22 protein-coding genes and 2 pseudogenes are annotated in these 24,771 nt (G+C 63.0%); 3 read left to right on the forward strand and 21 right to left on the reverse strand.

All coding sequences use genetic code 11. The features are described 5' to 3' along the window. From OC184_RS14990 to OC184_RS15060, 14 genes and pseudogenes are all read right to left on the reverse strand, one after another. Nucleotides 1-261: pseudogene (locus tag OC184_RS14990) on the reverse strand (IS256 family transposase); the annotation flags it as partial. Between the two features lie 447 nt (nt 262-708). Beyond that, nucleotides 709-1,141: pseudogene (locus OC184_RS14995) on the reverse strand (IS30 family transposase); the annotation flags it as partial. Continuing rightward, nucleotides 1,029-1,319 (reverse strand): helix-turn-helix domain-containing protein, encoded by a 291-nt coding sequence (locus tag OC184_RS15000; protein ID WP_265507993.1) that lies wholly within the window; start codon nt 1,317-1,319, stop codon nt 1,029-1,031. The gene OC184_RS15000 and the pseudogene OC184_RS14995, both read right to left, overlap by 113 nt. Before the next feature lie 507 nt (nt 1,320-1,826). Then, nucleotides 1,827-2,507, reverse strand: a complete 681-nt coding sequence (locus tag OC184_RS15010; protein WP_265507994.1) for a helix-turn-helix domain-containing protein — start codon at nt 2,505-2,507, stop codon at nt 1,827-1,829. A gap of 105 nt (nt 2,508-2,612) precedes the next feature. Next, nucleotides 2,613-2,990, reverse strand: a complete 378-nt coding sequence (locus OC184_RS15015; RefSeq protein WP_265507995.1) for a response regulator — start codon at nt 2,988-2,990, stop codon at nt 2,613-2,615. Between the two features lie 65 nt (nt 2,991-3,055). Further along, the gene (fixJ, locus tag OC184_RS15020) at nt 3,056-3,697 is read right to left on the reverse strand and encodes a response regulator FixJ (protein ID WP_265507996.1); all 642 of its coding nucleotides are present in this window, start codon (nt 3,695-3,697) and stop codon (nt 3,056-3,058) included. Then, nucleotides 3,687-5,204, reverse strand: coding sequence for a PAS domain S-box protein (locus tag OC184_RS15025; protein ID WP_265507997.1), 1,518 nt, complete (start codon nt 5,202-5,204; stop codon nt 3,687-3,689). Before OC184_RS15025 ends, fixJ begins: the two co-directional genes overlap by 11 nt. Nucleotides 5,205-5,357: 153 nt before the next feature. Beyond that, complete coding sequence (locus OC184_RS15030) at nt 5,358-6,053, reverse strand: NnrU family protein (protein ID WP_265507998.1); 696 nt, start codon at nt 6,051-6,053, stop codon at nt 5,358-5,360. Then, nucleotides 6,053-6,268, reverse strand: a complete 216-nt coding sequence (locus OC184_RS15035; RefSeq protein WP_265507999.1) for an NnrT protein — start codon at nt 6,266-6,268, stop codon at nt 6,053-6,055. The genes OC184_RS15030 and OC184_RS15035 overlap by 1 nt, the downstream gene beginning before the upstream one ends. Next, nucleotides 6,265-6,438: a hypothetical protein gene (locus OC184_RS15040; protein WP_265508000.1), complete on the reverse strand. Its 174-nt coding sequence runs from the start codon at nt 6,436-6,438 to the stop codon at nt 6,265-6,267. The genes OC184_RS15035 and OC184_RS15040 overlap by 4 nt, the downstream gene beginning before the upstream one ends. Before the next feature lies 1 nt (nt 6,439). Next, the gene (locus OC184_RS15045) at nt 6,440-8,314 is read right to left on the reverse strand and encodes a nitric oxide reductase activation protein NorD (RefSeq protein ID WP_265508001.1); all 1,875 of its coding nucleotides are present in this window, start codon (nt 8,312-8,314) and stop codon (nt 6,440-6,442) included. Nucleotides 8,315-8,319: 5 nt separating this feature from the next. Beyond that, nucleotides 8,320-9,111 carry a CbbQ/NirQ/NorQ/GpvN family protein gene (locus OC184_RS15050; RefSeq protein ID WP_265508002.1) on the reverse strand — a complete coding sequence of 264 codons (792 nt, stop codon included), beginning with the start codon at nt 9,109-9,111 and terminating at the stop codon, nt 8,320-8,322. Between the two features lie 4 nt (nt 9,112-9,115). Continuing rightward, the gene (locus OC184_RS15055) at nt 9,116-10,459 is read right to left on the reverse strand and encodes a cbb3-type cytochrome c oxidase subunit I (RefSeq protein ID WP_265508003.1); all 1,344 of its coding nucleotides are present in this window, start codon (nt 10,457-10,459) and stop codon (nt 9,116-9,118) included. A gap of 12 nt (nt 10,460-10,471) precedes the next feature. Next, entirely contained in the window at nt 10,472-10,924 is a 453-nt protein-coding gene (locus tag OC184_RS15060; RefSeq protein WP_265508004.1) for a c-type cytochrome, read from the reverse strand. A 128-nt stretch (nt 10,925-11,052) separates the two neighbouring features. Here OC184_RS15060 and OC184_RS20515 point away from each other — a divergent pair, with 128 nt between their 5' ends. Further along, complete coding sequence (locus OC184_RS20515) at nt 11,053-11,364, forward strand: DUF1858 domain-containing protein (RefSeq protein ID WP_378926602.1); 312 nt, start codon at nt 11,053-11,055, stop codon at nt 11,362-11,364. After that, nucleotides 11,361-12,572, forward strand: a complete 1,212-nt coding sequence (locus OC184_RS15070) for an NnrS family protein (RefSeq protein WP_265508005.1) — start codon at nt 11,361-11,363, stop codon at nt 12,570-12,572. Before OC184_RS20515 ends, OC184_RS15070 begins: the two co-directional genes overlap by 4 nt. A gap of 61 nt (nt 12,573-12,633) precedes the next feature. On the opposite strand, the gene OC184_RS15075 is transcribed toward OC184_RS15070, so the two are convergent. Genes OC184_RS15075 through OC184_RS15105 form a run of 7 tightly spaced genes read right to left on the reverse strand, consistent with a single transcriptional unit; the run spans nt 12,634 to nt 23,404 of the window. Then, nucleotides 12,634-13,146, reverse strand: coding sequence for a DUF2478 domain-containing protein (locus tag OC184_RS15075; RefSeq protein ID WP_265508006.1), 513 nt, complete (start codon nt 13,144-13,146; stop codon nt 12,634-12,636). Between the two features lie 9 nt (nt 13,147-13,155). Further along, the gene (locus OC184_RS15080) at nt 13,156-13,944 is read right to left on the reverse strand and encodes a peptidylprolyl isomerase (protein WP_265508007.1); all 789 of its coding nucleotides are present in this window, start codon (nt 13,942-13,944) and stop codon (nt 13,156-13,158) included. 5 nt (nt 13,945-13,949) lie between these two features. Then, nucleotides 13,950-14,636 (reverse strand): respiratory nitrate reductase subunit gamma, encoded by a 687-nt coding sequence (gene narI, locus OC184_RS15085; RefSeq protein WP_265508008.1) that lies wholly within the window; start codon nt 14,634-14,636, stop codon nt 13,950-13,952. A gap of 12 nt (nt 14,637-14,648) precedes the next feature. Continuing rightward, a complete protein-coding gene (gene narJ / locus OC184_RS15090; RefSeq protein ID WP_265508009.1) occupies nt 14,649-15,338 on the reverse strand; it encodes a nitrate reductase molybdenum cofactor assembly chaperone in 690 nt (229 codons plus the stop codon). Further along, entirely contained in the window at nt 15,335-16,852 is a 1,518-nt protein-coding gene (narH, locus tag OC184_RS15095) for a nitrate reductase subunit beta (RefSeq protein WP_265508010.1), read from the reverse strand. The genes narJ and narH overlap by 4 nt, the downstream gene beginning before the upstream one ends. Continuing rightward, entirely contained in the window at nt 16,849-20,664 is a 3,816-nt protein-coding gene (locus OC184_RS15100) for a nitrate reductase subunit alpha (protein ID WP_265508011.1), read from the reverse strand. The genes narH and OC184_RS15100 overlap by 4 nt, the downstream gene beginning before the upstream one ends. A gap of 22 nt (nt 20,665-20,686) precedes the next feature. Beyond that, complete coding sequence (locus OC184_RS15105) at nt 20,687-23,404, reverse strand: nitrate/nitrite transporter (RefSeq protein ID WP_265508012.1); 2,718 nt, start codon at nt 23,402-23,404, stop codon at nt 20,687-20,689. Between the two features lie 277 nt (nt 23,405-23,681). Here OC184_RS15105 and OC184_RS15110 point away from each other — a divergent pair, with 277 nt between their 5' ends. Further along, on the forward strand, nt 23,682-24,368 hold the full coding sequence (locus OC184_RS15110) for a helix-turn-helix domain-containing protein (protein WP_265508014.1): 687 nt from the start codon (nt 23,682-23,684) through the stop codon (nt 24,366-24,368). Nucleotides 24,369-24,771: the final 403 nt, after the last annotated feature.

Here is a 24,771-nt window from a genome sequence, read left to right on the forward strand (position 1 = left end):
CGCGGTCGCGCACCTTCGGGCGCTGGACGCCGAGCGCACCAATCCCGGTCAGGATGCTGCGCTCCGGCCCGTAGCCGTGCCGGACAACCCGCTGGCGGCCATCCGGCAGGATCTCTTCGGCGTGCTGCGCGACGAAGGCGTCGGCCTCGGCCCTCAGCGCGGCCGCCAGTATCCGGCGTGCCCCGTCGCGCGCGATCTCGGTCAGCGGCCCTCAACAGATTCCGGCTGACGAAGGGGGATGATGTCTGTAGTCTTTTCCATGGCGTATCGTTCCTTTGGAAGTTTCGGCAGGCTTCAGCACCCGCCACAATACGCCCCCTTTCCAAACCCCGTCACCCATTTCCCCGCATGGCTCCAGGTAACGCGCAGGACCAGCTAGACCGGACGATTCGCGTGCCCCCGGTAAGCGAACTAGATCAGCTCCGGACTCGCGAACCACCAGCGCGCTTTTCTCGGTGATCGCGTTTTCACCGACCGAGGAGACGCCTTGGAGGACCTCAGCATCCGCAGGGATGATTTCTCTGGCCGGGACCAGCACGATCTGGCTCTGCCTGAAGCTGACGCCGAGGGTCGTTCCAGGATAGCCTGTCCCAGGAACCGACCAGTGTTACAACCAAGTTAATCTGACGCTTCCTGCACAGAATTGAAGTGTCGCAGGTTAACGCTAAGCCGGCCCCGGCCCGCCTTCTCCGTCGAAGGGTGGACGCGCTAGCCCAAATGCGACTTCGGTTTCCGGGAGAGTTTTTTCCCTTCTGTAGCCGCTTCCGAGCAGGTTGGTCTTGAACACCTCGGCAGGGGTGCGGAAGCCGAGGCGCTTGCGCGGCGTGGCATTGAGGCCCGCGCAGAGTTGCCGGAGTTCCTCCTGAGAAAGCGAGTTTGGGTCGGTGTCGCGGCAGAGCCAGCGTCGAAGCCGTTTGTTGGCGTTCTCCACGGCACCTTTCTGCCACGGCAACTGCGCTTCGCAGAACCAGGTCTGGGTGCCCACTTCGGCCTGTAGATGCGGCCAGTCGATGAACTCGGAGCCGCGATCAAAGGTGATTGATCGGCAGGCATGCGGGGGCAGGGGCGCGAGCGCTTGAGCGATCTGCGCCATGATCGGCTTGGTGCGCTTTTCGACGTTCTTCAACACGACCAGGAAGCGACAGGACATAATCACGCTTCAGATCGCTGATGCGGTTGTTGGACAGTCGGCCGCGCAGCTTGTGGCGCACGGCCATCGCGCCGTCAGCCCGAACCTCGCGGATCAAACGCTGCACCTGGCGCTGACTCAGCCCCAGCACTTGCGCCGCCGTGGCCGTGCGCAGGCTGCCATCCAGCACCTGGAGATAGCACCTCGATCCGTTGAAGCTCGTGTTCGCTCATTAGGATAAGTCCCATGTCGAAAGCCCTCATGCCATGCTGCTCAATGCAGCGTCAGTCTTCAGGGCAGAGGCGACAAATCAACTTTGCCAGTTCGCGACAATTCTACTTTGCTTCTACAACTAACATACCGATAATTAGTATTATGCCATGGGCATGGTTGCCCTGCTTCAGGTTGGCCAAGCCTTGAATCTAGCTGAGGCCGCCGCAGTTCCGCAAAAGGGCAACGCCAAGGGCCGCATGGATGATCTCCTCGCGCAGGTCGAGTGAAATCTGCTTCTGCTCCTCCAACAGGTGCGGTGCCGCTGGCGCCGCCCATAGCCGGTTCGCCGGACGGAGGTGATGTCACCACGTTCTTACGATCCAACAAGGGCAGCGGCGTAAGGCGCAGCTCCACGTCCGTCTATGTTGGCCCGCAAGAGCAGGATCGGCGGTCAAGAGCAACTCCGGGGAATGGTCGCGCCTCCTCACGCGTCGAGTTGACGAAGGCCCTTCACGTCGCGCAGCACGATCGAGCGGCGTCCTGACATCGCCTCGATCAGGCCTGCCCGCTCGAGTTGTGTCAGCGAGCGAGAAACGGTTTCGATGGTGAGGCCGAGGTGGTCAGCGATGTCCAGCCGCGTCATCGGCAGGCAGAGAACGTCGCTTCTCAGGCGTTCTGACAGGCCAAGGAGGAACGCGGCGATCTTCTCGATCGCTGTCTTGCAGCCAAGAAGCAACATGTGTTCCCGGGCGCGGGTCAGCGAGCGCGCCAGTGCCGCGACCAGCTGGCCCGATGTGGCTGCATCTTCCGCCGACGGACTGACAAAGATGTTGCGCGGGTACACCGCGATGACCGTGTCTTCGACTGCTTCGGCCGTGCAGCGATGCTCGTCACCTCCCTCCAGGCCAAAAACGTCATCATCGAAATAGAATTCGTCGATCTGGCGACGGCCGTCGGTCAGGAATCGAGACGTGCGAACGGCCCCGGAGATAACCCGGTAAACATGAAGGGCGCGATCGTCCTCCGAGAAGATGGTCTCATTCTTGCCAATGCGGCGGGTGATAAGGGCAGAGCCTGACGTCTTGTGCATCGCCTTCGACGGCGTTCGCCAAGACAGAACAACATTGCTGGGCGTGGCATGGGCTGCAGTGGCGAGACTGGACATCGGAACCTCTTGTCATCCACGGTGGGACATCTGAGGATCAAATAGAGCCGCCGCACGCCCTGCGACATTCGTGTTCTTTCCTAGGTAGAATTACCTATATGGGCATCAGGCTGAGGTCGCCGGCACAGCAAGAGCGTTGATGATGCTGGCAACAAGAACGTCGCTGTTCAAAGGTTTTCCGCAAACAAGCTGCACGCCCTCCTCCGCTTCCTCTTCCTTCGGCGTCTGCTCCGTAATCAGGATAACCGGCAGAGCAATCCCGCAATCTCGCAACCGACGGACAAGGTCTGCGCCTTCCATTGCCGTCGCTAGCCCGTCCAGAACCAGGCACCCCTGATCTGGCATGTCCTGCTCTAGAAGAAGAGCCAACGGATCGGCATAGGCACGAACCTGCAAACCCTCCATCTCGAGAGCGAACCGAAGCGAATCCCGGACAGCACTGTCGCTGATGACGACAAGGACCGGAGCGGAGGAAGCGGACATGGGCAAGCCCCTGTATTGGCCCCGTCAGCCCTGCCGGTTTCCGAAAGTTCGCGCACTGATCCAGATCAACCGCCTTGACGATTTGTCTCGGTTCCGTTTTCTGCGCGAAGCGCCAAGGCCTGACGGATGAGGTCAGACAAGCTTTTGGCCTGCATCTTGGTCATCACGTTAGCCCGGTAAATCTCCACGGTTCGCGCACTCAGACCTAGTTCGTGTGCAATGACCTTGTTCGCCTTGCCCTTGAGAAGGCCGTCCATGACCTCCCGCTCTCGCGACGACAGGCTATCCTCAAGTTCCCTGAGCTTGTCCAGTTCGGCCTCGCGCTCGCGCTCGCCGTTTCGCTGCAACAAGGCTGCGCGGATCGCCCGAAGAAGTACCTCGTCATCGAAGGGCTTTTCCACGAAGTCGAAGGCGCCGATCCGCATCGCCTCGACGGCCATCGGCACATCGGCATGGCCGGTCATCACGATCACCGGCAAACGGGATGTCGCGTCCTTGAGCCTGCGCAAGAGCTCGATCCCGTCCATGTCAGGCATCCGCACGTCAGTCACGACACAACCCGAAGCCGCCATCCCGGCTTTTTCCAGAAAACTGCCCGCCGAATCGTAAAGCCGCACCGGCAGGCCATCGGAGGCCAGAAGAAAGGCAAGCGACTGACGGACTGCCAGATCATCATCCACGACATGCACAACTGCTTCACTGGTCATGATCGAGCTCCTCCTCGTGATTGGCCAACATCAGGGTAAAGGCGAACACCGCTCCCCCCGCCGGGCCGGGACGTGTCCAGATGCGACCTCCATGTGCTTCAACAATGGTCCGGCAGATCGAAAGGCCGACGCCCATTCCCTTTTCCTTCGTAGTCACGAAGGGCTGGAACATGCGGGCGCTGACCTCGGACGCGAGGCCTGGACCCGTATCAGACACCCGTACTTCGGCCGTCCCGCCTTCGGTTCCTGGATGAGTGCTGATGACAAGCTCACGGCGCGGGCACTCCTGCATGGCCTCGATCGCGTTCCGAACGAGGTTCAAGATCACCTGCTCGATCTGGATACGGTCAGCCAGCACCCATCGCGTCTCCGGATCGATCTGTATGGTGATTTGGACGCCCATCTCGCGCATGCCAACCAGCGCCAGGGCGCTGGCTTCCTCGACCAGCTTGGGCAGGCTTTCGATCCGGTGCTGACCTTCGCCCCGCGCAACGAATTCGCGCAGGTGGCGAATGACGTCTCCCGCACGAAGGGCCTGGTCCCCGGCAAGTCCAAGCGCGTCCCGAAGCATATCCGCCTGTTCGCCATCCATCCGCTCAACAAGACGACGGCATCCGCGAAGATAGTTCGTGATCGCGGTCAGTGGCTGATTGATCTCATGCGCCAGGGTGGAGGCCATTTCCCCCATGGCGGACAGACGTGACATGAAGACGAGTTCGGATTGCAGCTCCTGCAGCCGCGCTTCTGTTTTCTGACGCTCTGTCAGATCGCGAATGAATCCGGTATAGAATGGCTGTCCAGCTGATTGCATCTCACCCACGGACAACTCCATCGGGAATGTGGAGCCGTCCTTGCGCTGCCCCATGGCCACCCGCCCCATCCCGATCACGCGCCGCCTCCCGGTTCTTGCGTAGCGGTCAAGATAATCGTCATGCTCGGAACGATAGGGTTCGGGCATCAGAAGACTGATGTTCTGTCCCAATACCTCATCGGGCTCATAACCGAACTGCTTGACGGCGGCCGCGCTGAATGACTGGATGGCCCCGCGCGCGTCGATGACGATCATGGCGTCGGGAATGGCGTCAAGGACCGAGCGCATGTGCGCTTCGCGCGCACGAAGGGCGTCCTCCACGGCCACCTGCGCCGTCAGATCGCGCAGAACAACGGCTAAACCGCCATGTTTGCCTGAGCCATCGCCCAAGGCGCTGATGACGAGCTTGCCCGAAAACGCTTCGCCCTCCCGGCGCCGACACTCTCCTTCCACTTCATGGCGTCCGTTCTTGTGCACCATGCCCAAGATCGTGTCCACTTCTTGGCTGGCGGCCTCAGGCGGCAGGAAGAGGCTGAAAGACCGGCCAATGATGTCCTTAGGGTGCCAGCCCGTGATCGCCTCGGCACCCTTATCCCAGACCGTCACCACCCCTTCCCCGTCCAGCAAGGCAAGACCCACATCTGCCACCGTGCTGGCGCGCGCGCTGACCTGACCCGTGGCCGCAAGGTTCTTCAAGAATGTCCAAGGCAAGCTGAACCTCCACGCTTCGTCCTGCTCAAAGTCCAATGGTCCTGAGAGCGGGCCGCGGCTGCTGCCCTGCCGGTAACGCATAGATGCTGGGGTCACAACCGTGGGAGGTCGCCTACTGACCTGCGACCGGGAGCCAAACTATCCAAGGGGAAAGGGCGAGACACCAATCAGGCGCGTGTGAAGATGGAGAAAGCCCAGCCACATCAGCACGCCCGCAGCTCCACGAAGAAACGCTGCGCGCCCGTTCCGACGCAGCCACGCTCTCTGGGTCAACGGCGCAAACGACAGAATGGCCGTGTGACCGAAATAAGCCTTGGCCCCGCCTCCGAGCGCCCGCTGCGCCTTGGCATCGAAGGCGGGAATGGCCGCAACAGCCATGAGAAGGAAGCTGCCGAACAGGATCACGTGAGCGAGGTTGCCATTCGCCACGAGATGCGACCCAGCCCAGAGCGCAAGCGCGAGGAATAACGGGTGGCGCGATACCGCCGCGACACCCGGATTGTGCGGGTCGAATGCCGCGCCGCCCCGCCCGCCCAAAGTGACGGCCTGCGGAAGACCGGCTCCCCATGCGGCAAGAACTGCTGCCAGCGGCATTGCCAGGTTGGGGACCCACCTTGTCCACGGCAGTGGCGGCCAGATTTCGACATAGGGTGCGCGCCCGGCAGCCATGATGACCCAGATCAGCAACACAACCGATAGAAGGCCATAAGCGCCAAAGTAGATGCGCCGCCCTGCCGCCGCGATCAAGCGCTCGCGCAGCCTACCCAGCCGGGGCAGAAAATGACTGGCCACGAACAGGAGCAGCGCCAGCGTGTATTCTGTCCAGCCGGTCATCACGCCTCGGCCTGTCTCATGAGGCGCATGATGTGGGAGGCGAAGGCCCAGGTGGGCGGCAGCCCGATCAGCAGGCCGCCAGCTGCGGCCTCCCAAGGGGTCAGCACGCGCCAGCCCAGCCAGGACCCGATCAGGGAGGCGAAGAAAAGGTTCACGGCCATCGCACCTGCCCCGAACGGAAAAAGCGCGGCCACCAGTTTCAGCGGCGGTCTCATCGCCGGTTCACCAGCATCTGGACAGCTATCAAGGCGGCAATCAGCGCGATCGACGCCAGGAGGAACCAGAATTCGGCCGCATCAGTCTGCGGCTGCGGGATCGGGCGCTCAAAACTTGCAGCGAAGGCCTCTGCTGGCAAAAGAAGGGCAAGGATCAGCAGGCGGTTCATGTCACGTCTCCATGGTAAGGGTCTGGTATATCTCGGGCAGCGCTCGTGGCAGCCGCTCGGGGTGCGGCAGCAGGGTGAAGCCTGCCCGGCCAAAGATGCGGGCGAACCAGTCCTGCCCGTCGACGTCGACGATCACGCCATGCACCGCCTGCCCCAGCGCCCGGGCTTCGCGGACGGCCATACGACTGTCCTCGATGCCGTGCTGGCCTTCGTAGTGATCGAGGTCATTGGGCTTGCCGTCGGTGAGCACAAGGAGCAGGCGTCGCGCGGCACCCTCCTTCGCCAGTTGCGCCGAAACATGCCGAACCGCAGCCCCCAGCCTCGTGTAATGCCCTGGCCGCAGCCCCCCGATGCGCGCGGTGACAGCGGGTGACATCGGCTCCTCGAACGTCTTGGCGCGGTGCAGGAAGACCCGGTCGCGACGGAGCGAGGAAAAGCCCCAGATCCCGAGCCGGTCCCCGGCCGTGTCGATCCCCTCGGCCAGTGCCGACAGCGCCTCACGCGCGACCTCAATCACCGAAGTATCGCCCAAAGCCGCTTCGGTCGAGCGGGAACAGTCCATCAGGATCGCCACGCTCAGATCCCGCGCCATCGGACGGCCCGCCTGCCAGACACGATCGCTGCCCTCGCGCCCTGAGGCGAGCTCTGTACACGAGGTGATGACAGCATCGAGGTCCAGATCCTCGCCATCGATCTGCCGGGGCAGGACGACCCGGCGCGGATGCAGCGGCGCGAACTGCCGCTTCACGCGGGCTACAAGGCGCGGATCGGGCCGATACTCCCCGCGCGCCGTCGCCTCGACCTCCAGCACGCGAACATGTCCCGGCATGTAGGAGCTCGAGCGGCGGTTCCACTCAGGATAGGTGAACTTGCCCGCCAATTGCTCGTGCTCCGCATCCTGTGGCGACAGGTCCAGCGACAGGCGCAGCCGCGTCGCGGCCCGCTTCAGGTTCTGGCTGAAGGTCAGGTGATCCTGATCCTCGGCGGCCTTGGCCGCGTTGTCCTGATCGTCATCATCGACCAGGCGGTTGATGTTCAGGCTCTCTGCCCAGGACATGATGGACTCGAAGCGGTGGACAATAAAGCTGTCACGGCGGTTCGCCTGGTCGCGGTCCTCACGCCGAGCTTCCTTGCGGATCGGCACGCCGACTGCCGGACCTGGAGCCTCGCCCTCCTCGGGCACTGCCTTGCCTGACTTGATCGATGGACGCAGGCGCAGCCAGATCGGCACAGGCGCATAGGTCCGGTAGCCGCGCGGGGTTGGACCGGCGGTTTCCTCGGATATTGTACCGCTGGAAAGCACGCTGAGGATCAGCCGCTCCACCCCGGCCTCGCAGCGCGGCAGCCCGGTGCGGCGGCGGACGGATGCGATCTCGCGGCAAAGATCGTCATAGGGACGGCGCAGCCCCGGGCAGCCGGCGTAGGCTTGTGCCGAAGCGGCGGCCAGTGCCGCGATCTCCGCCCGGTCGGCGGCAAGCATATCAGCCTGCCGCGACGGGATCTCGGCAAGGGCGGCCAGCGCGGCCAGCCACAGGTAGTTTGCGCGGTTCAACTCTCGCGTCGGGAAAATGTCGATCAACGGCGGTAGTCGCAGGCGGTCACCGTCAAAGTCGGCGAGAAAGGCTTTTTCGCGCGGGGTGCCGATCCGGCGGATGCGATCGGGCCGGTGATCGGAGGTAGTGAGGGGGGCGGTCGTGATCTCTACCCCCGCCGCACCGCCCAAGGCCCGGAAGAGCGTTGCCACCGACGGGCGCATCTCGCCGAAGCCCACGGCCCGGCTGGTATCGCCCGTGGCCGCGCCCCATCGGCTGGCCATGTCGTGCCAAAGATTGCCAACGGTCTCCTCGGGCTCCATCAGGTCCAGAACGTGCAGCATGGATCCTACCCATAGATGACCGCGGCCAGATCGCGCAGAGCCTGCTGCACGTCGGGCTCGTCGCTGAGGGGTTCGATGATGGCGGCCTCGATGGCGCGGTCCACCGTCATACCGCCGGCGATCAGCGTGGCGGCATAAATCAGCAGCCGGGTCGACACGCCCTCCTCAAGATCCATCCCGGAGAGCCCGCGGATGCGCCCTGCCAGCCGCACCAGCGCGCTGGCGCGCGCTTCGTCGAGCCCGCTTTCGCGGCAGAGGACGGGGATTTCCACCTCCGCCAACGGGAAGTCGAAGCCGAGGGAGACGAAGCGCTGGCGGGTGGAAGGCTTTAACTTCTTCAGGATGTTCTGGTAGCCGGGGTTGTAGCTGGCCACCAGCATGAAGGACCGGGGTGCCGCCAGTTCCTCGCCCGTACGGTCGATGACCAGCCGGCGGCGGTCGTCGGTCAGCGGGTGCAATACGACCGTCACGTCCTTGCGAGCCTCCACCACCTCATCGAGGTAACAGATGCCGCCCTCGCGCACCGCGCGGGTCAGCGGACCATCGACCCAAACCGTCTCTCCGCCCTTCAGCAGGTAGCGCCCAATGAGATCGGCGGCTGACAGATCGTCGTGGCAGGCGACCGTATGCAGCGGCAGGTCCAGCCGTGCCGCCATATGCTCCACGAAGCGCGTCTTGCCGCAGCCGGTCGGTCCCTTCAGAAGAAGGGGCAGGCCGTTGGCATGGGCTGCTGCGAACACGGCACATTCATCGGCGACGGGTTCATAGAAAGGCAGACCGGTTTGTACGTCTCGCATGGTCTCATTCTCCGGGAACGGCCACCAGGCCGGGTTTGACGGCTTCGCGGCGAACCGCCAGCATCGAGTAGATGAAGAGGATGGCGCCCAGGACCACGGCCACGCCCGACCCGAAGCGCATCAGGTAGAACAGCCCCAGCTGGTCCTGCACATCCATGTAGTAGTCGCCGACGATGCGCTGCATGTGCGTCTGGATGGTGCCCGCGAAGGTCAGCGTGAAGGTCATGAAGGCCATGCCCCCGGTCATCAGCCAGAAGGACGCCATGTTGAGCGCCTGGTTGTACGGGTGGCGGCCCCGCAGCGCGGGCATCGCGTAGGTGAACATTGCCAGGTTAAGGGCGACGTAGGCGCCATAGAAGGACAGGTGCCCGTGGGCGGCGGTGATCTGCGTGCCGTGGGTGTAGAAGTTCACTCCGTGCAGCGTGTGCAGGAAGCCCCAGACGCCCGCGCCGAAGAAGGCGACGGTGGAGGAGCCGAGCGACCACAGCAGCGCGGCCTTGTTCGGGTGGTTTCTGCGGCCTTTCCAGACCATGACAAAGGCAAAGGACATCATCGCGAAGAAGGGAACCACCTCGAAGGTCGAGAAGATCGAGCCGATCCACTGCCAGTAGCCCGGTGTGCCGATCCAGTAGAAATGGTGCCCCGTACCCAGGATCCCCGAGAAGAGCGCGGTGGCGACGATGACATAAAGCCATTTCTCGACCACCTCGCGGTCGACGCCGGTCAGCTTCAGCATGAGGAAGCCGAGGATCGCGGCCATGACCAGTTCCCAGGTGGCTTCCACCCAAAGGTGCACGACCATCCACCAGTACATCTTATCGAGGCTGAGGTTGTCGGGGTTGATGAAGGCAAAGACCCAGAGCAGGCACAAGAGCCACAGGCCCATCATCAGGATGTTGGTGATCGCCGTCTTGCGCCCGGTCAGGAAGGTCAGCGAGATGTTCACGAGGAAGATCACCGCACCCACGAGAATGCCGAACTTTACCCAGAGCGGCTGTTCCAGGAACTCGCGCCCGCCGTGAATGCCGACGAGATAGGAGACCACGGCCCCCAATGTGCCGATCACGAGGATGCCGAGTTGAAGATAGGCGAGCTTCACCGAGAAGATCTCGCGCTCGCTTTCCTCGGGCACGAGGTAATAAGCGGCGCCGAAGAAGCCCAGCAGCAGCCAGACGATCAGCGCGTTGGTGTGGATCATGCGGATCACGTTGAAGGGCAGCACCTCGGACAGCGTGTTGGGCGACACGTAGATCCAGCCCGCCAACAGCCCGCCCATGACCTGGATCGCGAACAACGCCATGGCGGCAAGGAAATATGCGTAGGCAACCTTCTGTGTTTGATATCTCATGACGTTTCTCTCTCAGCCCGCGTCGTTGGGGGGCCAGTTCTGGGTGTCTGTCTGGTCGGCCCATCGCAGGAACTGCGCCAGCCCGCGCATCTCCTCCTCGGTGATCTCGAAATGCGGCATCTGGCGCCGCCCCTCGATCCCAGACGGTTGCGCCTCCATCCACCCGTTGAGCATCTGGTACGCGCCCTCCGGATCGTCGGCGACGCTCCAGCGGGTCATCACATTGCCCAGCTCGGGGGCGAAGTAGGCGCCCTCTCCGTGCAGGGTGTGGCAGTTGATGCAGGAGTTCCGCTCCCACACGTGCTTGCCCAGCCTGACCTCTTCGGTCAGCGGCATGCCGGCAGTCGAGGTGGCGACGATGTGGCGGTGGCTTTGGGCCGTCAGGGCCACGAACACGACGACGAAGAACAGAGATCCCCCGTAGAACACGTTCCTGGCCCGTGATTTGGTTAGAAATTCTGACATCTCGTGGTCCGGCTGTCTGTTTTGGATAACCTGGTTCTAGACGGCGAAACCCGAGCAGTTATTGCGCTGGCGCAAAGAACCGGACGATTTTCGCGTGCAGGATATTCCCGCACCATCCGGAGCAGGACATGGCCGCCCCAAACTTCAGCGACCCCGACCTTCCGTTGTCAGAGCTTTTCGCTGCCTGCCCGCAGGCCGCGTCCGTCTTCCTGGATCAGCGGATGCTTTGCCCCGGCTGCCCCGTCGCGCGCTTTCATGCCATCGCCGAGGCCTGCGCTGCATACGGGCTGGACGAGACCTGCTTTCGGGCTCGGCTGACGCGCCGCACCGGGATGCTGTTTGATGCGGGACAAGGACCCCTCTCCGGATCCGCGGCAAGACGGTGCACCTCTGCAATTTCCCGCGATCAACGGGACCGCCCCCAAAAGGATCAGACATGACTACCGCGCAGAAGATGCGAACCTTCACCGGACCGGCCTGGCTCAGCCATGGTTTCCGGCCCTTCTTCCTGTTGGCGGCCCTTTGGGCAGTCGTGGCCATGGTGCTGTGGATCGCGGTGCTGTCAGGGGCGGTCGCCCTGCCCTTGCAGTTCGATCCGATCAGCTGGCACGCGCACGAGTTCCTGTTCGGCTATCTGGGGGCTGTCATTGGCGGCTTTGTCCTGACGGCGATCCCGAACTGGACCGGGCGCTTGCCGGTCCTGGGATGGCCGTTGCTGGGTCTGGTGGTGCTGTGGAGCCTGGGGCGGGTGGCGATGCTGCTTTCGGCTTTGCTGCCCTGGCAGGCTGTTGCCCTGGCCGACCTGTCGCTGGCGGCGGCGCTGGTCGTCTTCATGTCGCGCGAGGTTCTGAGCGGACGAAACTGGCGCAACCTGCCCGTGGTCGTCCTGATCGGCATCTACGGCGTGGCAAACGGGATTTTCCATGTCGAGGCCGCGCGCCTTGGCACCGCATCCGAGGGTATGGGCATGCGCCTCGGACTTGCGATCGCCCTGATCCTGATCGCGCTGATCGGCGGGCGGATCATTCCGAGCTTTTCCCGCAACTGGCTGGCCGCCAAAGGGGCTCATCGCTTGCCGGTCCCATTCGGCGGCGCGGACGGCGGCGCCATGGCGCTGACAGTTGCTGCGCTGGCGGCCTTTGTCGCGGTGCCTGATACAAAGGCAACTGCATGGCTGCTGGCAGCGGCGGGGCTGGCGCATCTGTGGCGGCAGTCGCGCTGGTGCGGCTGGCAGGTGCGGGCCGAGCCGCTGCTTTGGGCGCTGCACGTAGCCTATGCAATGCTGTCCCTGGGCTTCCTGGCCGAGGCCACTGCAGAGGCGGGCTTCATTGCATCGGCTGCGGCCCGGCATGTCTGGCTGGCGGGGGCGATCGGGCTGATGACGCTCGCCGTCATGAGCCGCGCCTCGCTTGGTCATACCGGCCGTGCGCTTCACGCGGGGCCGGTGACGGTGACGCTTTATCTTTCCTTGGTTGGTTCCGTCGTCGCCCGCGTGGCGGCGGGCCTGGCCAGTAGCCCGATGCTGTTCCTGCACATATCGGCAGCCCTCTGGATCCTGGCCTTCGGGGGCTTTGCGCTCGCCTACGCGCCGGTCCTCTTGCGCCCGCGGCTCGCACCGCGGCGACCTTCAAGGCAGAAGGCGGCGTGACGACGCAAGACGCCCGGCGCCTTTCGGCACCGGGCGTGTTCATTTGTGCTGCTGAGGCCTGTCAGGCAGCAAGGTGGCGGGTCAATTCAAGGCACCACTCCAGAACTCGTGCAGGCTCGGCAGGCAGCGCGATCTCAAGTCCCGCCGCAAAATCCTGAAAGGCCGGAAGGTTCAATCCGTTGACCCCCAGAAGCACCGGGATACCCTGGTCCAGCGCGTCCGCGATCAGGGGCGCCATTCCCCGCCCCTCTGCCTCCTGCTTCCCGAACTTGTTGACGATCAGCAGTTCCGCTCTGGGCAGCGCTTGGGCGACCTCGACCACCGCCTGCTCCAGAACACCGGCATCCAGCCGGCAGCCGCGGGCCAGATCGCCTCGATCCTCGCTGATCCGCAGCACCGGACCGTGCGGGAGGACAACGATATCCATGTCGCATTTTTTCCGGTCGGGCCGTTCCACATTGCTTTGCACGGTTCCCGCAAGGCGGACGCCTCGACGCTGAAGCTGCGTCGCGACTTGTGCGAGGAACTCGTCGTTTGCGCCCCGCCCTGGCAGGCTGACATATCCCAGTTGCATGATATTTTCCTAGGCCAGCTCGGTCCCAGACACCTGCGCGCGGGCGGCAAGTTCCGTAATCAGGTCGCGGCTGGCCTGCAGCCACGCCGCTTTCTCATATGCCTCTCTCAGATGCGGCAGAACAACTTCGAACGGCAGTACGGCGCCTTGAGCGCGGGCATCCAGCCGAATGACATGGATGCCATAACGCGTTTCTGCCAAGGCGATCTTTCCCTCCTCCATGGCGTTCAGCGCGGCCTCGAATTCGGGAACGGTGTCGCCCGAACTCAGCTGCCCCAGAACGCCTCCTGCGGTCTTGGAGGAGCAAGCACTGTAGCGCATTGCCAAATCCGCGAACTGGCTTGGCTGATGTTGCAGTTGGACCAGGATTTCGTGAGCCTGCACACGGGCCGCGTTGCGGCTTTCCGTGTCATCCGGCGCGGCTGCAAAGAGAATGTGCGCCGCCTCGAACAGTGCTGGTGCCGCAAAGCGATCCGGCTCTGCGTCGTAACGGGCCCGAAGTGTTGCCTCGTCGGCAGGCGCGGGTATGACCGCCTCATCCAGAAGCTGCCGGACAAGTGCCTCCTCCTCGGTCTCCCACCGGCCGGGCTCGATTTCGACCGGATCGGGGGCAATGGCATGCCGGCGGGCCTCCTGCAGCAGCAGTTCCCGGACCGCCAGCGCACGGGCCGCAGCCTTCCAGGCGGCACCCGGCTTGCCCTTTGGGGCCGGGTGGTTCTGCGCCTCGGCGGCGATCAGGGCAGGATCAATGGTCACGCCATTCACGGCGACCGGCGGCAACAGGGGTTTCATCTGCATCGCAATCACCGTGCTGCCTGGCGCTTGCTGCGCACGATCTGATATCCGGGGCGCCAGACATAGCGGATCGGAGCGGAGATCATGTGCACGAGACGCGTGAAGGGAAACAGCAGGAAGATGGTCAGGCCCAGCAGAATGTGCATCTTGAAGAGGATGTGCACGTCAGCCATGTGGTCGGCGGCGCCGGTGCGGAAATAGGCGATGCCTTGCGCCCAGCTCATCAGCTTGACCATCTCATGCCCGTCCAGGTGCTGCATCGAGACCACGATCGTGAGCAGCCCCAGCACCAGCTGCGCCAGCAGCAGCACCAGGATACCAGTGTCCGCCAATGTTGAATGGACGCGGATGCGCGGGTCCGTCAGGCGGCGGTGCAGCAATAGCCCACCGCCCACGAGGGCCATGATGCCGGCTATGCCGCCTGCTGTCATGGCAAGTACTTGTTTTGCACCATGGCTGACGCCCAACGCGTCGAAGATGGCGATCGGCGTCAACAGGCCGATCAGGTGCCCGCCCAGGATCACCAGCACGCCAGCATGAAAGAGGATGGAGCCGAGCACGAACTGCCGCCTGCGCAGCAGCTGGCTGGACTTCGACTTCCAGGTGAAGGGATCTCGTTCATAGCGAACGATCGACCCAAGTATCATCACCGTGATGGCGATGTAGGGGAACACACCGAAAAGAAAGTTGTTCATGGCAATCGCCTTTCAGTTCACGGCTGCCGCGGCAGGGGCGCGAGGGTCCATGCGTGCAAGAATGTCGCGGCTGACGGGGCAGCCTGCGTTCGGGTCCGGGCCAAAGACGACCTGCGCGTCTGCCCAGACCGCATCGAGCGCTTCGAGATCTTCGGGATTATCGTCCGGGATCTGCGCCAACTCGGCCGTCGGCTCGCAGTCCGTCTCCGACAGGGCGACCAGCGCGGAGAGAACAGCGGCATAAGGCCTGTCGCGCCGGTCGAGACGTTCCGAGAGCGCACCCAGGATGTGGCCGGCATCGGCCAGCATCGCGCGTGCCTCGGCGATGGGTCGCGTGGAAAGGTATTCCAGCAGAACCGGCAGGTGATCGGGTAGTTCAGTCGCGGCCAGGTCCATGCCGCCCGACCGATAGGTCTCCAGCAGATCGACCATGGCGCCACCACGATCGCGGCCCTCGCCATGAACATGTTCGAACAGGTTCAGCGACAGCGTCCGTGAGCGGTCGAACAGCAGGACATAGCGTTCCTGCAGATCATAAAGGTCCTCGGACGCCAGCCGGTGCAGCAAGGGCGCCAGGTCCTGCAAGCGGCAGGGGCCCAGCAGGCCCTCGGCGTGCAGAACCTCCTCGATAGCGGGGATGGCCGCCACGAGATCTTCGGTCGGATAGCTCAGCAAGAGGGAGAGTGCCTTGAAGGTCTTCATGCGATGAACTCCTGCGGGCTGCGGAACTTCTTGCCACCAAACAGCGATCCGCTGTGGCCGGACGAGCAGCCATTGCCGTCGGTGAAGCCGCAGCCCCCCTTCAGATCATAGGCATCCTCGACCAGTTCGCGGTGGGTCGTCGGGATGACGAAGCGGTCCTCGTAGTTGGCAATGGCCAGCAACTGATACATCTCGTCGATCTGGTGCGGGGTCAGGCCGACACGATTGGCGACGCCCAAGTTGATCACGCCGTCAATGGTCTTGGAGCGCATGTAAGACCGCATGGCCAGCATCCGCTCCAGAGCGGCCGCCACCGGAGCCTCGTCACCCGCTGTCAGCATGTTGGCCAGGTAACGCAGCGGGATGCGCAGGCTGCGCACGTCAGGCATGTCGTCCTGCGCGGCAATCTTGCCGGCCTCGGCCGCGTTCTGGATCGGGGACAGTGGCGGGACATACCAGACCATCGGCAGCGTCCGGTATTCGGGATGCAGCGGGAAGGCGATCTTCCACTCCATCGCCATCTTCCAGATCGGAGAGTTCTGCGCCCCCCTGATCCAGTCCTCGGGGATGCCTTCGGCGCGGGCCGCCTCGATCACCTTCGGATCGCTTGGGTCCAGGAAGATGCCCAACTGCGCGTCATAGAGTTTCGCCTCATCTTCGACCCCCGCCACTTCGGCAATGCGATCCGCGTCATAGAGCATCACGCCCAGATAGCGGATGCGCCCGACGCAGGTTTCCGAACAGACCGTCGGCTGGCCGGACTCCAGGCGCGGATAGCACAGGATGCACTTCTCGGATTTGCCGGTGGACCAGTTGTAGTAGATCTTCTTGTAGGGGCAGCCGGACACGCACATCCGCCAGCCGCGGCACTTCTCCTGGTCGATGAGCACCACGCCGTCGTCCTCGCGCTTGTAGATCGCGCCCGAGGGGCAGGAGGCGACGCAGGCTGGGTTGAGGCAGTGCTCACACAGCCTCGGAAGATACATCATGAAGGTGTTTTCGTATTCACCATAGATGTCCTTCTGCACGCCCTCGAAGTTCTGGTCCTGGGACCTCTTGGCAAACTCGCCGCCCAGGATCTCCTCCCAGTTCGGGCCCCACTCGATCTTCTCCATCCGCTGGCCCGTGATCTTAGAACGCGGGCGCGCGGTCGGAAACGCCTGCATCTCGGGCGCCGATTTCAGATGGTCGTAGTCGAAGTCGAAGGGTTCGTAGAAGTCATCGATATCCGGTAGGTTCGGGTTGGCGAAGATATTGGCCAGGATGCGCCACTTGCCGCCCTGTCTGGGCTGCAGATGGCCCTTCTTGGTCCGTGTCCAGCCGCCCTTCCAGCGCTTCTGGTTTTCCCAGTCCTTGGGATAGCCGATGCCGGGTTTCGTCTCGACGTTGTTGAACCAGGCGTATTCGACGCCCTCGCGCGAGGTCCAGACGTTCTTGCAGGATACTGAACAGGTGTGACAGCCGATGCACTTGTCCAAGTTCAGCACCATGCCGATTTGCGCACGTACTTTCATTCCGCTGCCTCCACTTGGGTTGCGGGCTGGTCGAGCCAGTCGACCGATGTCATCTTGCGGACGATCACGAATTCGTCGCGGTTGGCGCCGACGGTGCCGTAGTAGTTGAAGCCGTAGGACAGCTGCGCATAGCCGCCGATCATGTGGGTCGGCTTCGGCACGATCCTCGTGACCGAGTTGTGGATCCCGCCGCGCTTCCCAGTGATCTGGCTGCCCGGCGTGTTCACGATCTTTTCCTGCGCGTGATACATGAACATCGTGCCCTCCTTCATCCGCTGGCTGACCACCGCACGGGCGGCGATGACGCCATTGCTGTTGAAGACCTCGACCCAATCGTTATCGACCAGACCCGCCTTCCTGGCGTCAATCTCGGATATCCAGACGACCGGGCCGCCGCGGTTCAGCGTCAGCATCAGCAGGTTGTCCGAATAGGTCGAGTGGATGCCCCATTTCTGGTGCGGCGTGATGAAGTTCAGCACCACGTGCTTTTCGCCATCGGCCAGCGACTTTGTCGCATCCGCCCCAACGGTCTTGAGATCGACCGGAGGCCGCCAGGTGACGAAGAACTCGCCAAAGGCGCGCATCCATTCATGATCCTGATAGAGCTGCTGACGCCCCGACAGGGTCCGCCACGGGATCAGCTCGTGGACGTTGGTCCAGCCGGCGTTGTAGCAGACCTCTTCGCTTTCGATCCCTGACCAGGTGGGGCTGCTGATGATCTTGCGAGGCTGAGCGGCGATGTCGCGGAAGCGGATCTTCTCGTCTTCCTTGACCTCGGCCAGGTGCTTGTGATCGCGGCCGGTGGCCTTGCCAAGCGCCTCCCACGCTTTGACGGCAACCTCGCCGTTTGTTTCGGGGGCGAGCATCAGAACGACCTCGGCCGCGTCGATGGCGGTCTCGATCCGGGCCATGCCCTTGGTCGGTCCCTCGGCGGTGACGGTGCCGTTCAGCGCCTGCAGGTGATGCACCTCATCCCTGGTGTCCCAGGCGATCCCCTTGCCGCCGTTGCCGACCTTTTCCATCAGCGGGCCAAGCGCCGTGAAGCGCTTGTAGAGGTTCGGATAATCGCGCTGCACCTCGATATAGGCCGGCGCGGTCTTGCCGGGGATCAGGTCGCACTCGCCGCGCTTCCAGTCCCGGACCACGTCCTGCGCCAGTTCTGCGGGGCTATCATGCTGCAGCGGCAGCTGCACCACGTCCGTCTCGACCCCCAGCACTTCGGGCGCGACTTCCGAGAACTTGCGGGCGATCGACTTGAATATCTCCCAGTCAGTCCTGGACTCATACGCCGGGTCCACCGCCGCCTGCAGCGGGTGAATGAACGGGTGCATGTCCGACGTGTTCATGTCGTCCTTTTCGTACCAGGACGCGGTCGGCAGCACGATGTCGGCATAAACGGCCGTTGTGGACATGCGGAAGTCGATGGTGACCAGCAGGTCCAGCTTCCCTTCGGGCGCCTCGTCATGCCAGACGGCCTCCACAGGTTTCTGCCGGCCCTCCTCGCCCAGGTCCTTGCCCTGGACGCCATGATCGGTGCCCAGAAGGTGCTTGAGGAAGTATTCGTGCCCCTTGCCGGACGATCCCAGCAGGTTCGACCGCCAGACGAACATGTTGCGCGGCCAGTTCTGGGGCGCGTCAGGGTCTTCGCACGACATCTGCAGCGCGCCGGATTTCAGGTTCTGCGCGACATAGTCCTTGACCGGGATGCCAGCCTCTTTCGCAGCGCGGCCGACCTCCAGCGGGTTTGTCTTCAGCTGCGGCGCCGAAGGCAGCCAGCCCATCCGTTCGGCGCGGATGTTGTAGTCAATCAGCGACAGGCGGTTCCAGTCGCCTTCGGGCGCTGTCGGCGACAGGATCTCGGCCGCGCTAACGGTCTCGTAGCGCCACTGGTCGGTATGGGCATAGAAGGCGCTGGTCGAGTTCATGTGCCGCGGCGGCCGCGCCCAATCCAGTGCAAAGGCCAACGCAGTCCAGCCGGTCTGCGGGCGCAGCTTTTCCTGGCCCACATAGTGCGCCCAGCCTCCGCCGGACTTGCCCACGCAGCCGCACATCACCAGCATGTTGATGACGGCGCGATAGTTCATGTCCATGTGGAACCAGTGGTTCATCGCCGCGCCAATGATGATCATCGACTTGCCGTTCGTCTTCTCGGCGTTGTTCGCAAATTCGCGAGCGACCTGGATGATCTTGTCGCGGCGGACACCGGTGATGCGCTCGGCCCAGGCCGGGGTGAAGGGCACGTCGGCATTGTAGTCATGCGCCACGTTGTCGCCACCAAGGCCCCTGTCGAGGCTGTAGTTCGCACAGAGCAAGTCGAAGACCGTCGCCACCAGCGCCTCGCTGCCGTCGGCCAGGGTGATCCGGCGGACGGGCACGTTGCGGGTCAGGATGTCGCCCCGGTCGTCTAGTTCGAAGCCGTTGGTCGCGGTGCCCCCGAAATAAGGAAAGTCGACCGCCGCCACATCGTCGTGATCCTCGTCCAGGACCAGGCTCAGCTTCAGGTGCACATCGCGCTTGCCGGCGCGCTGTTCCAGGTTCCAGCGGCCGGTCTCCATATCTTCGACATGGGTGACGCCGGTGTCGGTGCCCGGCTCCTTCACGGTCGCCCTGCGGCCTTCGTCGGTCCAGCGGAACCCGATCGAGCCGTTGGGTGCGACCAGATCGCCGCTGGTCTCGTCGATGGCAACGGTCTTCCAGTCGGAATGCGCCGTCTGCCCCAGACCGTCCGCAAGGTCGGCGGCGCGCAGTTGCCGGCCCGGCACTAGCCGGTCGCCCTTGCAGTCCAGGCGGACCAGCATCGGCATGTCGGTATAGCGGCGGCAATAGTCTTCGAAGTAGGGCGCCTGCCGGTCCAGATGGAACTCGCGCAGGATGACGTGGCCGAAAGCCATGCCAAGCGCCGCATCGGTGCCCTGCTTGGCGTTCAGCCAGATGTCGCCGAACTTCGCGGCCTCGGAATAGTCCGGGCAGATCACAGCCGACTTGGTGCCGCGATAGCGGGCTTCGGTATAGAAGTGCGCGTCGGGGGTGCGTGTCTGCGGCACGTTCGAGCCCCACAGCAGCAGGTAGCCCGCGTTGTACCAGTCGGCCGATTCCGGCACGTCGGTCTGTTCGCCCCAGGTCTGCGGCGAGGCCGGGGGAAGGTCGCAATACCAGTCATAGAAGGACATGCAGGTCCCGCCCAGCAGCGATAGATAGCGCGTGCCGGCCGCATAGGAGATCATCGACATCGCCGGGATGGGAGAAAAGCCGAAGACGCGATCCGGGCCATAGGTCTTGGCGGTATAGGCATTGGCGGCGGCGGTGATTTCCGTCGCTTCCTCCCATGTGGCGCGAACGAAGCCGCCCTTGCCGCGGGTCCGGGTATAGCTGGCGCGCGCAATCGGGTCGGCCTGGATCGCCGCCCATGCCGCCACCGGCGACATGGTCTTGCGCTTCTCGCGCCACAGCCGCATCAGCCGACCCCGGATCAGCGGCGTCTTTACCCGGTTCGCGGAATAGAGATACCAGCTGTAGGAGGCGCCGCGCGCGCAGCCGCGCGGTTCGTGGTTGGGCAGATCCGGCCGGGTGCGCGGGTAGTCGGTCTGCTGGGTTTCCCAGGTTACGATGCCGGATTTGACGTAAATCTTCCAGGAACAGGACCCGGTACAGTTCACGCCATGGGTCGAGCGGACAATCTTGTCGTGCCGCCAGCGGGCGCGATAGGTATCCTCCCATTCTCGGCTTTCATTGGTGGTCTGGCCGTGGCCTTCTGAGAACACGTCCTTGCGGTTCGGCTTCAGGAAGTTCAGGCGATCCAGAAGATGGCTCATCTTGCTGTCTCCTTCGGGGTTGTCAGGCGGCCTGAGCGGCGACGGGCGCCACTCGGCTGTGTTCGATGTCGTGCAGCAGGCCGCCGCGACGGGTGTAGAAGGCCCAGGTGATGCCGAGGCAGAGAGCGTAGAAGCCCAGGAAAGCCCAGAGCGCACCGACGGGGGAGCCGGTCATCGCGATCGAGCTGCCGTAGGCCTTCGGGATGAAGAAGGCGCCATAGGCGGCGATGGCCGAGGTGAAGGCGATGATCGCGGCGCTTTCGCGTTCGGCCTGCTTGCGGCGCGAGACAGGGTCCAGGTCTGGCATCAGGCGCGGGATCTCGCGGCTCATGATCGTGGGGATCATCTGGAAGGTGGATGCGTTGCCTACTCCGGTCAGGAAGAACAGCGCCATGAAGCCCGCAAAGAAGGCCATGAAGCTGCCAGCCTGCAGTGCCGTGATGACGCCGAAGGTCACCAAAATCATGCCGACGAAGGTCCAGAAGGTCACACGGCCACCGCCGAAGCGGTCGCTGATCCAGCCCGTGCCCGCACGACTGAGTGCACCCACCAGCGGTCCCAGGAAGACGTATTGCAGCGCATTCACCTCGGGGAATGCCAGCTTGGTCAGCAGCGGGAAACCAGCCGAATAGCCGATGAAGCTGCCGAAGGTGCCGGTATAGAGGACGCACATCAGCCAGTTGTGCTTGCGGCTGAAGATGACGGCCTGTTCGCGGAAGCTGGCGCGGGCATCAGCGATGTCATTCATCCCCAGCCAGGCGGCGGCGGTCGCCATCAGGATGAAAGGTACCCAGACAAATCCCGCGTTCTGCATCCACAGCTGGCCGCCTTCGGAAAGTTGCTGCGGTGCACCGCCCACAGCACCAAAGACACCAGCGGTGATGACCACCGGCACAAGGAACTGCATGGCCGAGACGCCGAGGTTGCCAAGGCCAGCATTCAGCGCCAGTGCGTTGCCCTTCTCTGCCTTGGGGAAGAAGTAAGCGATGTTGGCCATCGAAGAGGCGAAGTTGCCGCCACCAAGGCCGCAGAGAAGCGCCAGCACCAGGAAGATCACGTAGGGCGTTTCCGGGTTCTGCACCGCATAGCCGATGCCAAGCGCGGGCAACAGCAGGGACGCAGTCGAGATTGTGGTCCAAAGGCGACCGCCAAAGATCGGCACCATGAAGCTGTAGAAAATCCGCAGCGTGGCACCCGACAGGCCCGGCAGTGCCGCCAGCCAGAACAATTGTGCGGTGGTGAAGTTGAAGCCGATGGCCGGCAGGCGCGCGATCACCATCGACCAGACCATCCAGACCGCAAAGCCCAAAAGCAGCGCCGGGATCGAGATCCAGAGGTTGCGCCGTGCGATCTTGCGCCCCTTCTCGGCCCAAAATTCGGGTTCTTCAGGGCGCCAGTCATCAAGCACGCGCGGCATTGCGGTGCGGACAGGATCGTGGACCTCGGCCAGTTCCGGGAAGTTCGGCAGCTGATCCAGGGCCGCGCCGTGTGCCTTCCGCTCCATCGCGCGCACCGACAGGTGCATCCAGGCCGTCGAGACGACGACGATCCCGAAGAGGAGCGCAAAGCAAGAGGTGTAGATGCCGGTCAGGTCCAGCAGCGCACCGAAGACGATCGGAAGCACGAAGCCGCCAAGGCCGCCGATCATGCCCACGAGGCCGCCGACGGCGCCGACGTGGTTCGGGTAGTAGACGGGGATGTGCTTGAACACGGCAGCCTTGCCGAGGCTCATGAAAAAGCCCAGCACGAAGAGCGTGATCACGAAGGGCAGCATGCCCATCTCGGTCGAGAAGCTGATCTGACTGTCCTTGCCGTGCACGATATAGTCAGTCGGTGGATAGGACAGCATGAAGAGCAGCACGGCGGAAAACCCGAAGGTCCAGTACATCACCGTCCGCGCGCCGAAGCGGTCCGACAGCATGCCGCCATAGGCGCGGAATACGCTGGCTGCGAGGCTGAACGCAGCGGCCGCCATGCCTGCAACGCGGACATCGGCGCCATAGACGTCGATCAGGTAGTGCGGCAACCACAGTGCCAGCGCAACAAAGCCACCGAAGACGAAGAAATAGTACAAGGCAAAGCGCCAGACCTGCAGGTTCTTCAGCGGCGCAAACTGCTGGGCTAGCGAGGGTGCGGCCAGACCTTTGGCGCGACGTTCGGAAAAGGCCGGATCATCCCGCGCGATCAGGAAGAAGATCACGCCCATCAGCACGATGACCAGCGCCCAGATCTCCGCCACGGCTTCCCAACCCCATGCCACCAGCACGAAGGGAGCAAGGAACTTGGTCACGGCTGCGCCGACATTGCCCATGCCGAGAATTCCAAGCGCCGTCCCCTGCCGTCCTGCCGGAAACCACTTGGACACATAGGCCACGCCGATGATGAACGAGCCACCGGCCAGGCCCACGCCAAGTGCCGCCAGCAGGAACTGCGGATAGGTTTGCGCCCAAGTCAGCGCCCAGGTGGCGAGACCCGTCAGGATCATCTGCGAGGAAAAGACGATCCGGCCGCCGAACCGCTCCGTCCAGACGCCCAAAATCAAGCGTGTTAGCGAGCCGGTCAGGATGGGGGTGGAAATCAGGAGACCATACTGGAATTCGGTCAGGCCGAGCTCTTGCTTGATGGTCAGCCCGATGATCGAGAAAATGGTCCAGACGGCAAAGCAGAGCGTAAAGGCGGTGGTGCTCAGCCACAGCGCGCGCTGCTGCTCCTGTGAAGATGCGGCTACATGGTCCGGCATTGGTCAGCTCCGAAAGTTCCTGCACAAGGCAGTTCGAGGCCAGCCACCACATCATCGATTTGCTAGTCTTGATCTGGATCAATCACCGGATTGGTAATCGGGAATTCGGTCATCTTTTGCGTTTTGATCTTCGAGTAGTTGAAAGAACGAAGGCTGGAAGATCGCAAACACACCTTTAGCCAGCCGCAAAATACGGGTCTATGCTTGACATAAGTCAAGGAAGCAGAGTGCCATCAGGTTCATGGCTTGAAGAGCTTGGTAAGGGACTTGAGAACGCATGTACGATGACGAACTACAGGAAATCCGCGACCTGCAACTGTTCAGAAACATGGCTACACCCAGCTTCGACAGCCTGATGCAAGCTGCCTACTCACAAGACTTTCCTGCTGAATTGCAGCTAGTTCGGCAAGGCGCGCGCGCAAACTTCCTGCACGTCCTGGTTTCTGGGCGGGTTGAACTATTCGCGGAGTGGAGCGGGCAGCAAACCACAATGGCAATCGTCGAGCCCGTCACCAGCTTCATCCTTGCCGCTTGCCTGCGCGATGCACCGCACCTCATGTCCGCCAGGACACTGCAGCCGTGCAAAATGGTGCTGATTCCAGCGGCGGACGTTCGGGCTGCATTCCGGCGCGATACGGACTTCGCGGTGGACGCAGCGGGCGAGCTGGCGGAAAGTTATCGCAGCATGGTTCGTCACACCAAAAGCCTCAAGCTCCGCAATGCTCGCGAGCGCTTGGCCGCTTTCCTGCTTAGGCAATCAGAAGCCCATGGAGGGTCGCCAGGTTTCCGCCTGCCGCATGAGAAAAGATTGGTTGCATCTTACCTGGGCATGACGCCAGAAAGCCTGTCCCGCGCCTTTCGTTCGCTGAACGAGTACGGGATCTACAACAAGGGCGTATATGTTACCATTACAGATGTTGAGAAACTTCGAGCCTTGGCATCACCCGATTCATTGATCGAGTAGAACCTGCTGGTTGCTGCCAGAGATCCCATAATTGGGACGAACGACCATCCACCAAAATGCGACCAAGCAATATTCTTGCCAAAACGATCCTCTTGTAGGAGCGCGTTGCATCTCGTCGGCTTCATATCCGTCCGGCTTTGAAGAAATTGCAGCATTCCTCATCGGTGAAAAGATCGCAGCCCTGCCCGACAGCGCGCCAGAGAGCCATGCAGGTTCGCGTGGCGGCTCTTCGGATCAGGGCCTTGAGCTTTGGGAATTTGAGGGCGTGGACACCATTTGCCGGGGTGAACGCCCGAATGATCTCGGTTGGGCTCAGATCCGGGCTACAGAGAGGCAAGACCTAGAACCATGCGCCAACGGCGCTCGTGGTCGCCGCGGCCTTGGGGCTCCTGTGCGATGACAG

This window comes from Paracoccus rhizosphaerae (genome assembly GCF_026162645.1).
Taxonomy (GTDB): Bacteria; Pseudomonadota; Alphaproteobacteria; order Rhodobacterales; family Rhodobacteraceae; genus Paracoccus; species Paracoccus rhizosphaerae.

Excerpts from the sequence above, each read along its gene's own strand:
- narJ (WP_265508009.1), bottom strand. The coding sequence starts at position 15,338 with ATGAAGACCTTCAAGGCACTCTCCCTCTTGCTGAGCTATCCGACCGAA.
- OC184_RS15055 (WP_265508003.1), bottom strand. The coding sequence starts at position 10,459 with ATGAGATATCAAACACAGAAGGTTGCCTACGCATATTTCCTTGCCGCC.
- OC184_RS15045 (WP_265508001.1), bottom strand. The coding sequence starts at position 8,314 with ATGCTGCACGTTCTGGACCTGATGGAGCCCGAGGAGACCGTTGGCAAT.
- OC184_RS15030 (WP_265507998.1), bottom strand. The coding sequence starts at position 6,053 with ATGACCGGCTGGACAGAATACACGCTGGCGCTGCTCCTGTTCGTGGCC.
- OC184_RS20515 (WP_378926602.1), top strand. The coding sequence starts at position 11,053 with ATGGCCGCCCCAAACTTCAGCGACCCCGACCTTCCGTTGTCAGAGCTT.
- OC184_RS15110 (WP_265508014.1), top strand. The coding sequence starts at position 23,682 with ATGTACGATGACGAACTACAGGAAATCCGCGACCTGCAACTGTTCAGA.
- OC184_RS15035 (WP_265507999.1), bottom strand. The coding sequence starts at position 6,268 with ATGAGACCGCCGCTGAAACTGGTGGCCGCGCTTTTTCCGTTCGGGGCA.
- OC184_RS15050 (WP_265508002.1), bottom strand. The coding sequence starts at position 9,111 with ATGCGAGACGTACAAACCGGTCTGCCTTTCTATGAACCCGTCGCCGAT.
- OC184_RS15075 (WP_265508006.1), bottom strand. The coding sequence starts at position 13,146 with ATGCAACTGGGATATGTCAGCCTGCCAGGGCGGGGCGCAAACGACGAG.
- OC184_RS15100 (WP_265508011.1), bottom strand. The coding sequence starts at position 20,664 with ATGAGCCATCTTCTGGATCGCCTGAACTTCCTGAAGCCGAACCGCAAG.
- OC184_RS15105 (WP_265508012.1), bottom strand. The coding sequence starts at position 23,404 with ATGCCGGACCATGTAGCCGCATCTTCACAGGAGCAGCAGCGCGCGCTG.
- OC184_RS15040 (WP_265508000.1), bottom strand. The coding sequence starts at position 6,438 with ATGAACCGCCTGCTGATCCTTGCCCTTCTTTTGCCAGCAGAGGCCTTC.
- fixJ (WP_265507996.1), bottom strand. The coding sequence starts at position 3,697 with ATGACCAGTGAAGCAGTTGTGCATGTCGTGGATGATGATCTGGCAGTC.
- narH (WP_265508010.1), bottom strand. The coding sequence starts at position 16,852 with ATGAAAGTACGTGCGCAAATCGGCATGGTGCTGAACTTGGACAAGTGC.
- OC184_RS15080 (WP_265508007.1), bottom strand. The coding sequence starts at position 13,944 with ATGCAGATGAAACCCCTGTTGCCGCCGGTCGCCGTGAATGGCGTGACC.
- OC184_RS15010 (WP_265507994.1), bottom strand. The coding sequence starts at position 2,507 with ATGTCCAGTCTCGCCACTGCAGCCCATGCCACGCCCAGCAATGTTGTT.
- narI (WP_265508008.1), bottom strand. The coding sequence starts at position 14,636 with ATGAACAACTTTCTTTTCGGTGTGTTCCCCTACATCGCCATCACGGTG.
- OC184_RS15060 (WP_265508004.1), bottom strand. The coding sequence starts at position 10,924 with ATGTCAGAATTTCTAACCAAATCACGGGCCAGGAACGTGTTCTACGGG.
- OC184_RS15070 (WP_265508005.1), top strand. The coding sequence starts at position 11,361 with ATGACTACCGCGCAGAAGATGCGAACCTTCACCGGACCGGCCTGGCTC.
- OC184_RS15015 (WP_265507995.1), bottom strand. The coding sequence starts at position 2,990 with ATGTCCGCTTCCTCCGCTCCGGTCCTTGTCGTCATCAGCGACAGTGCT.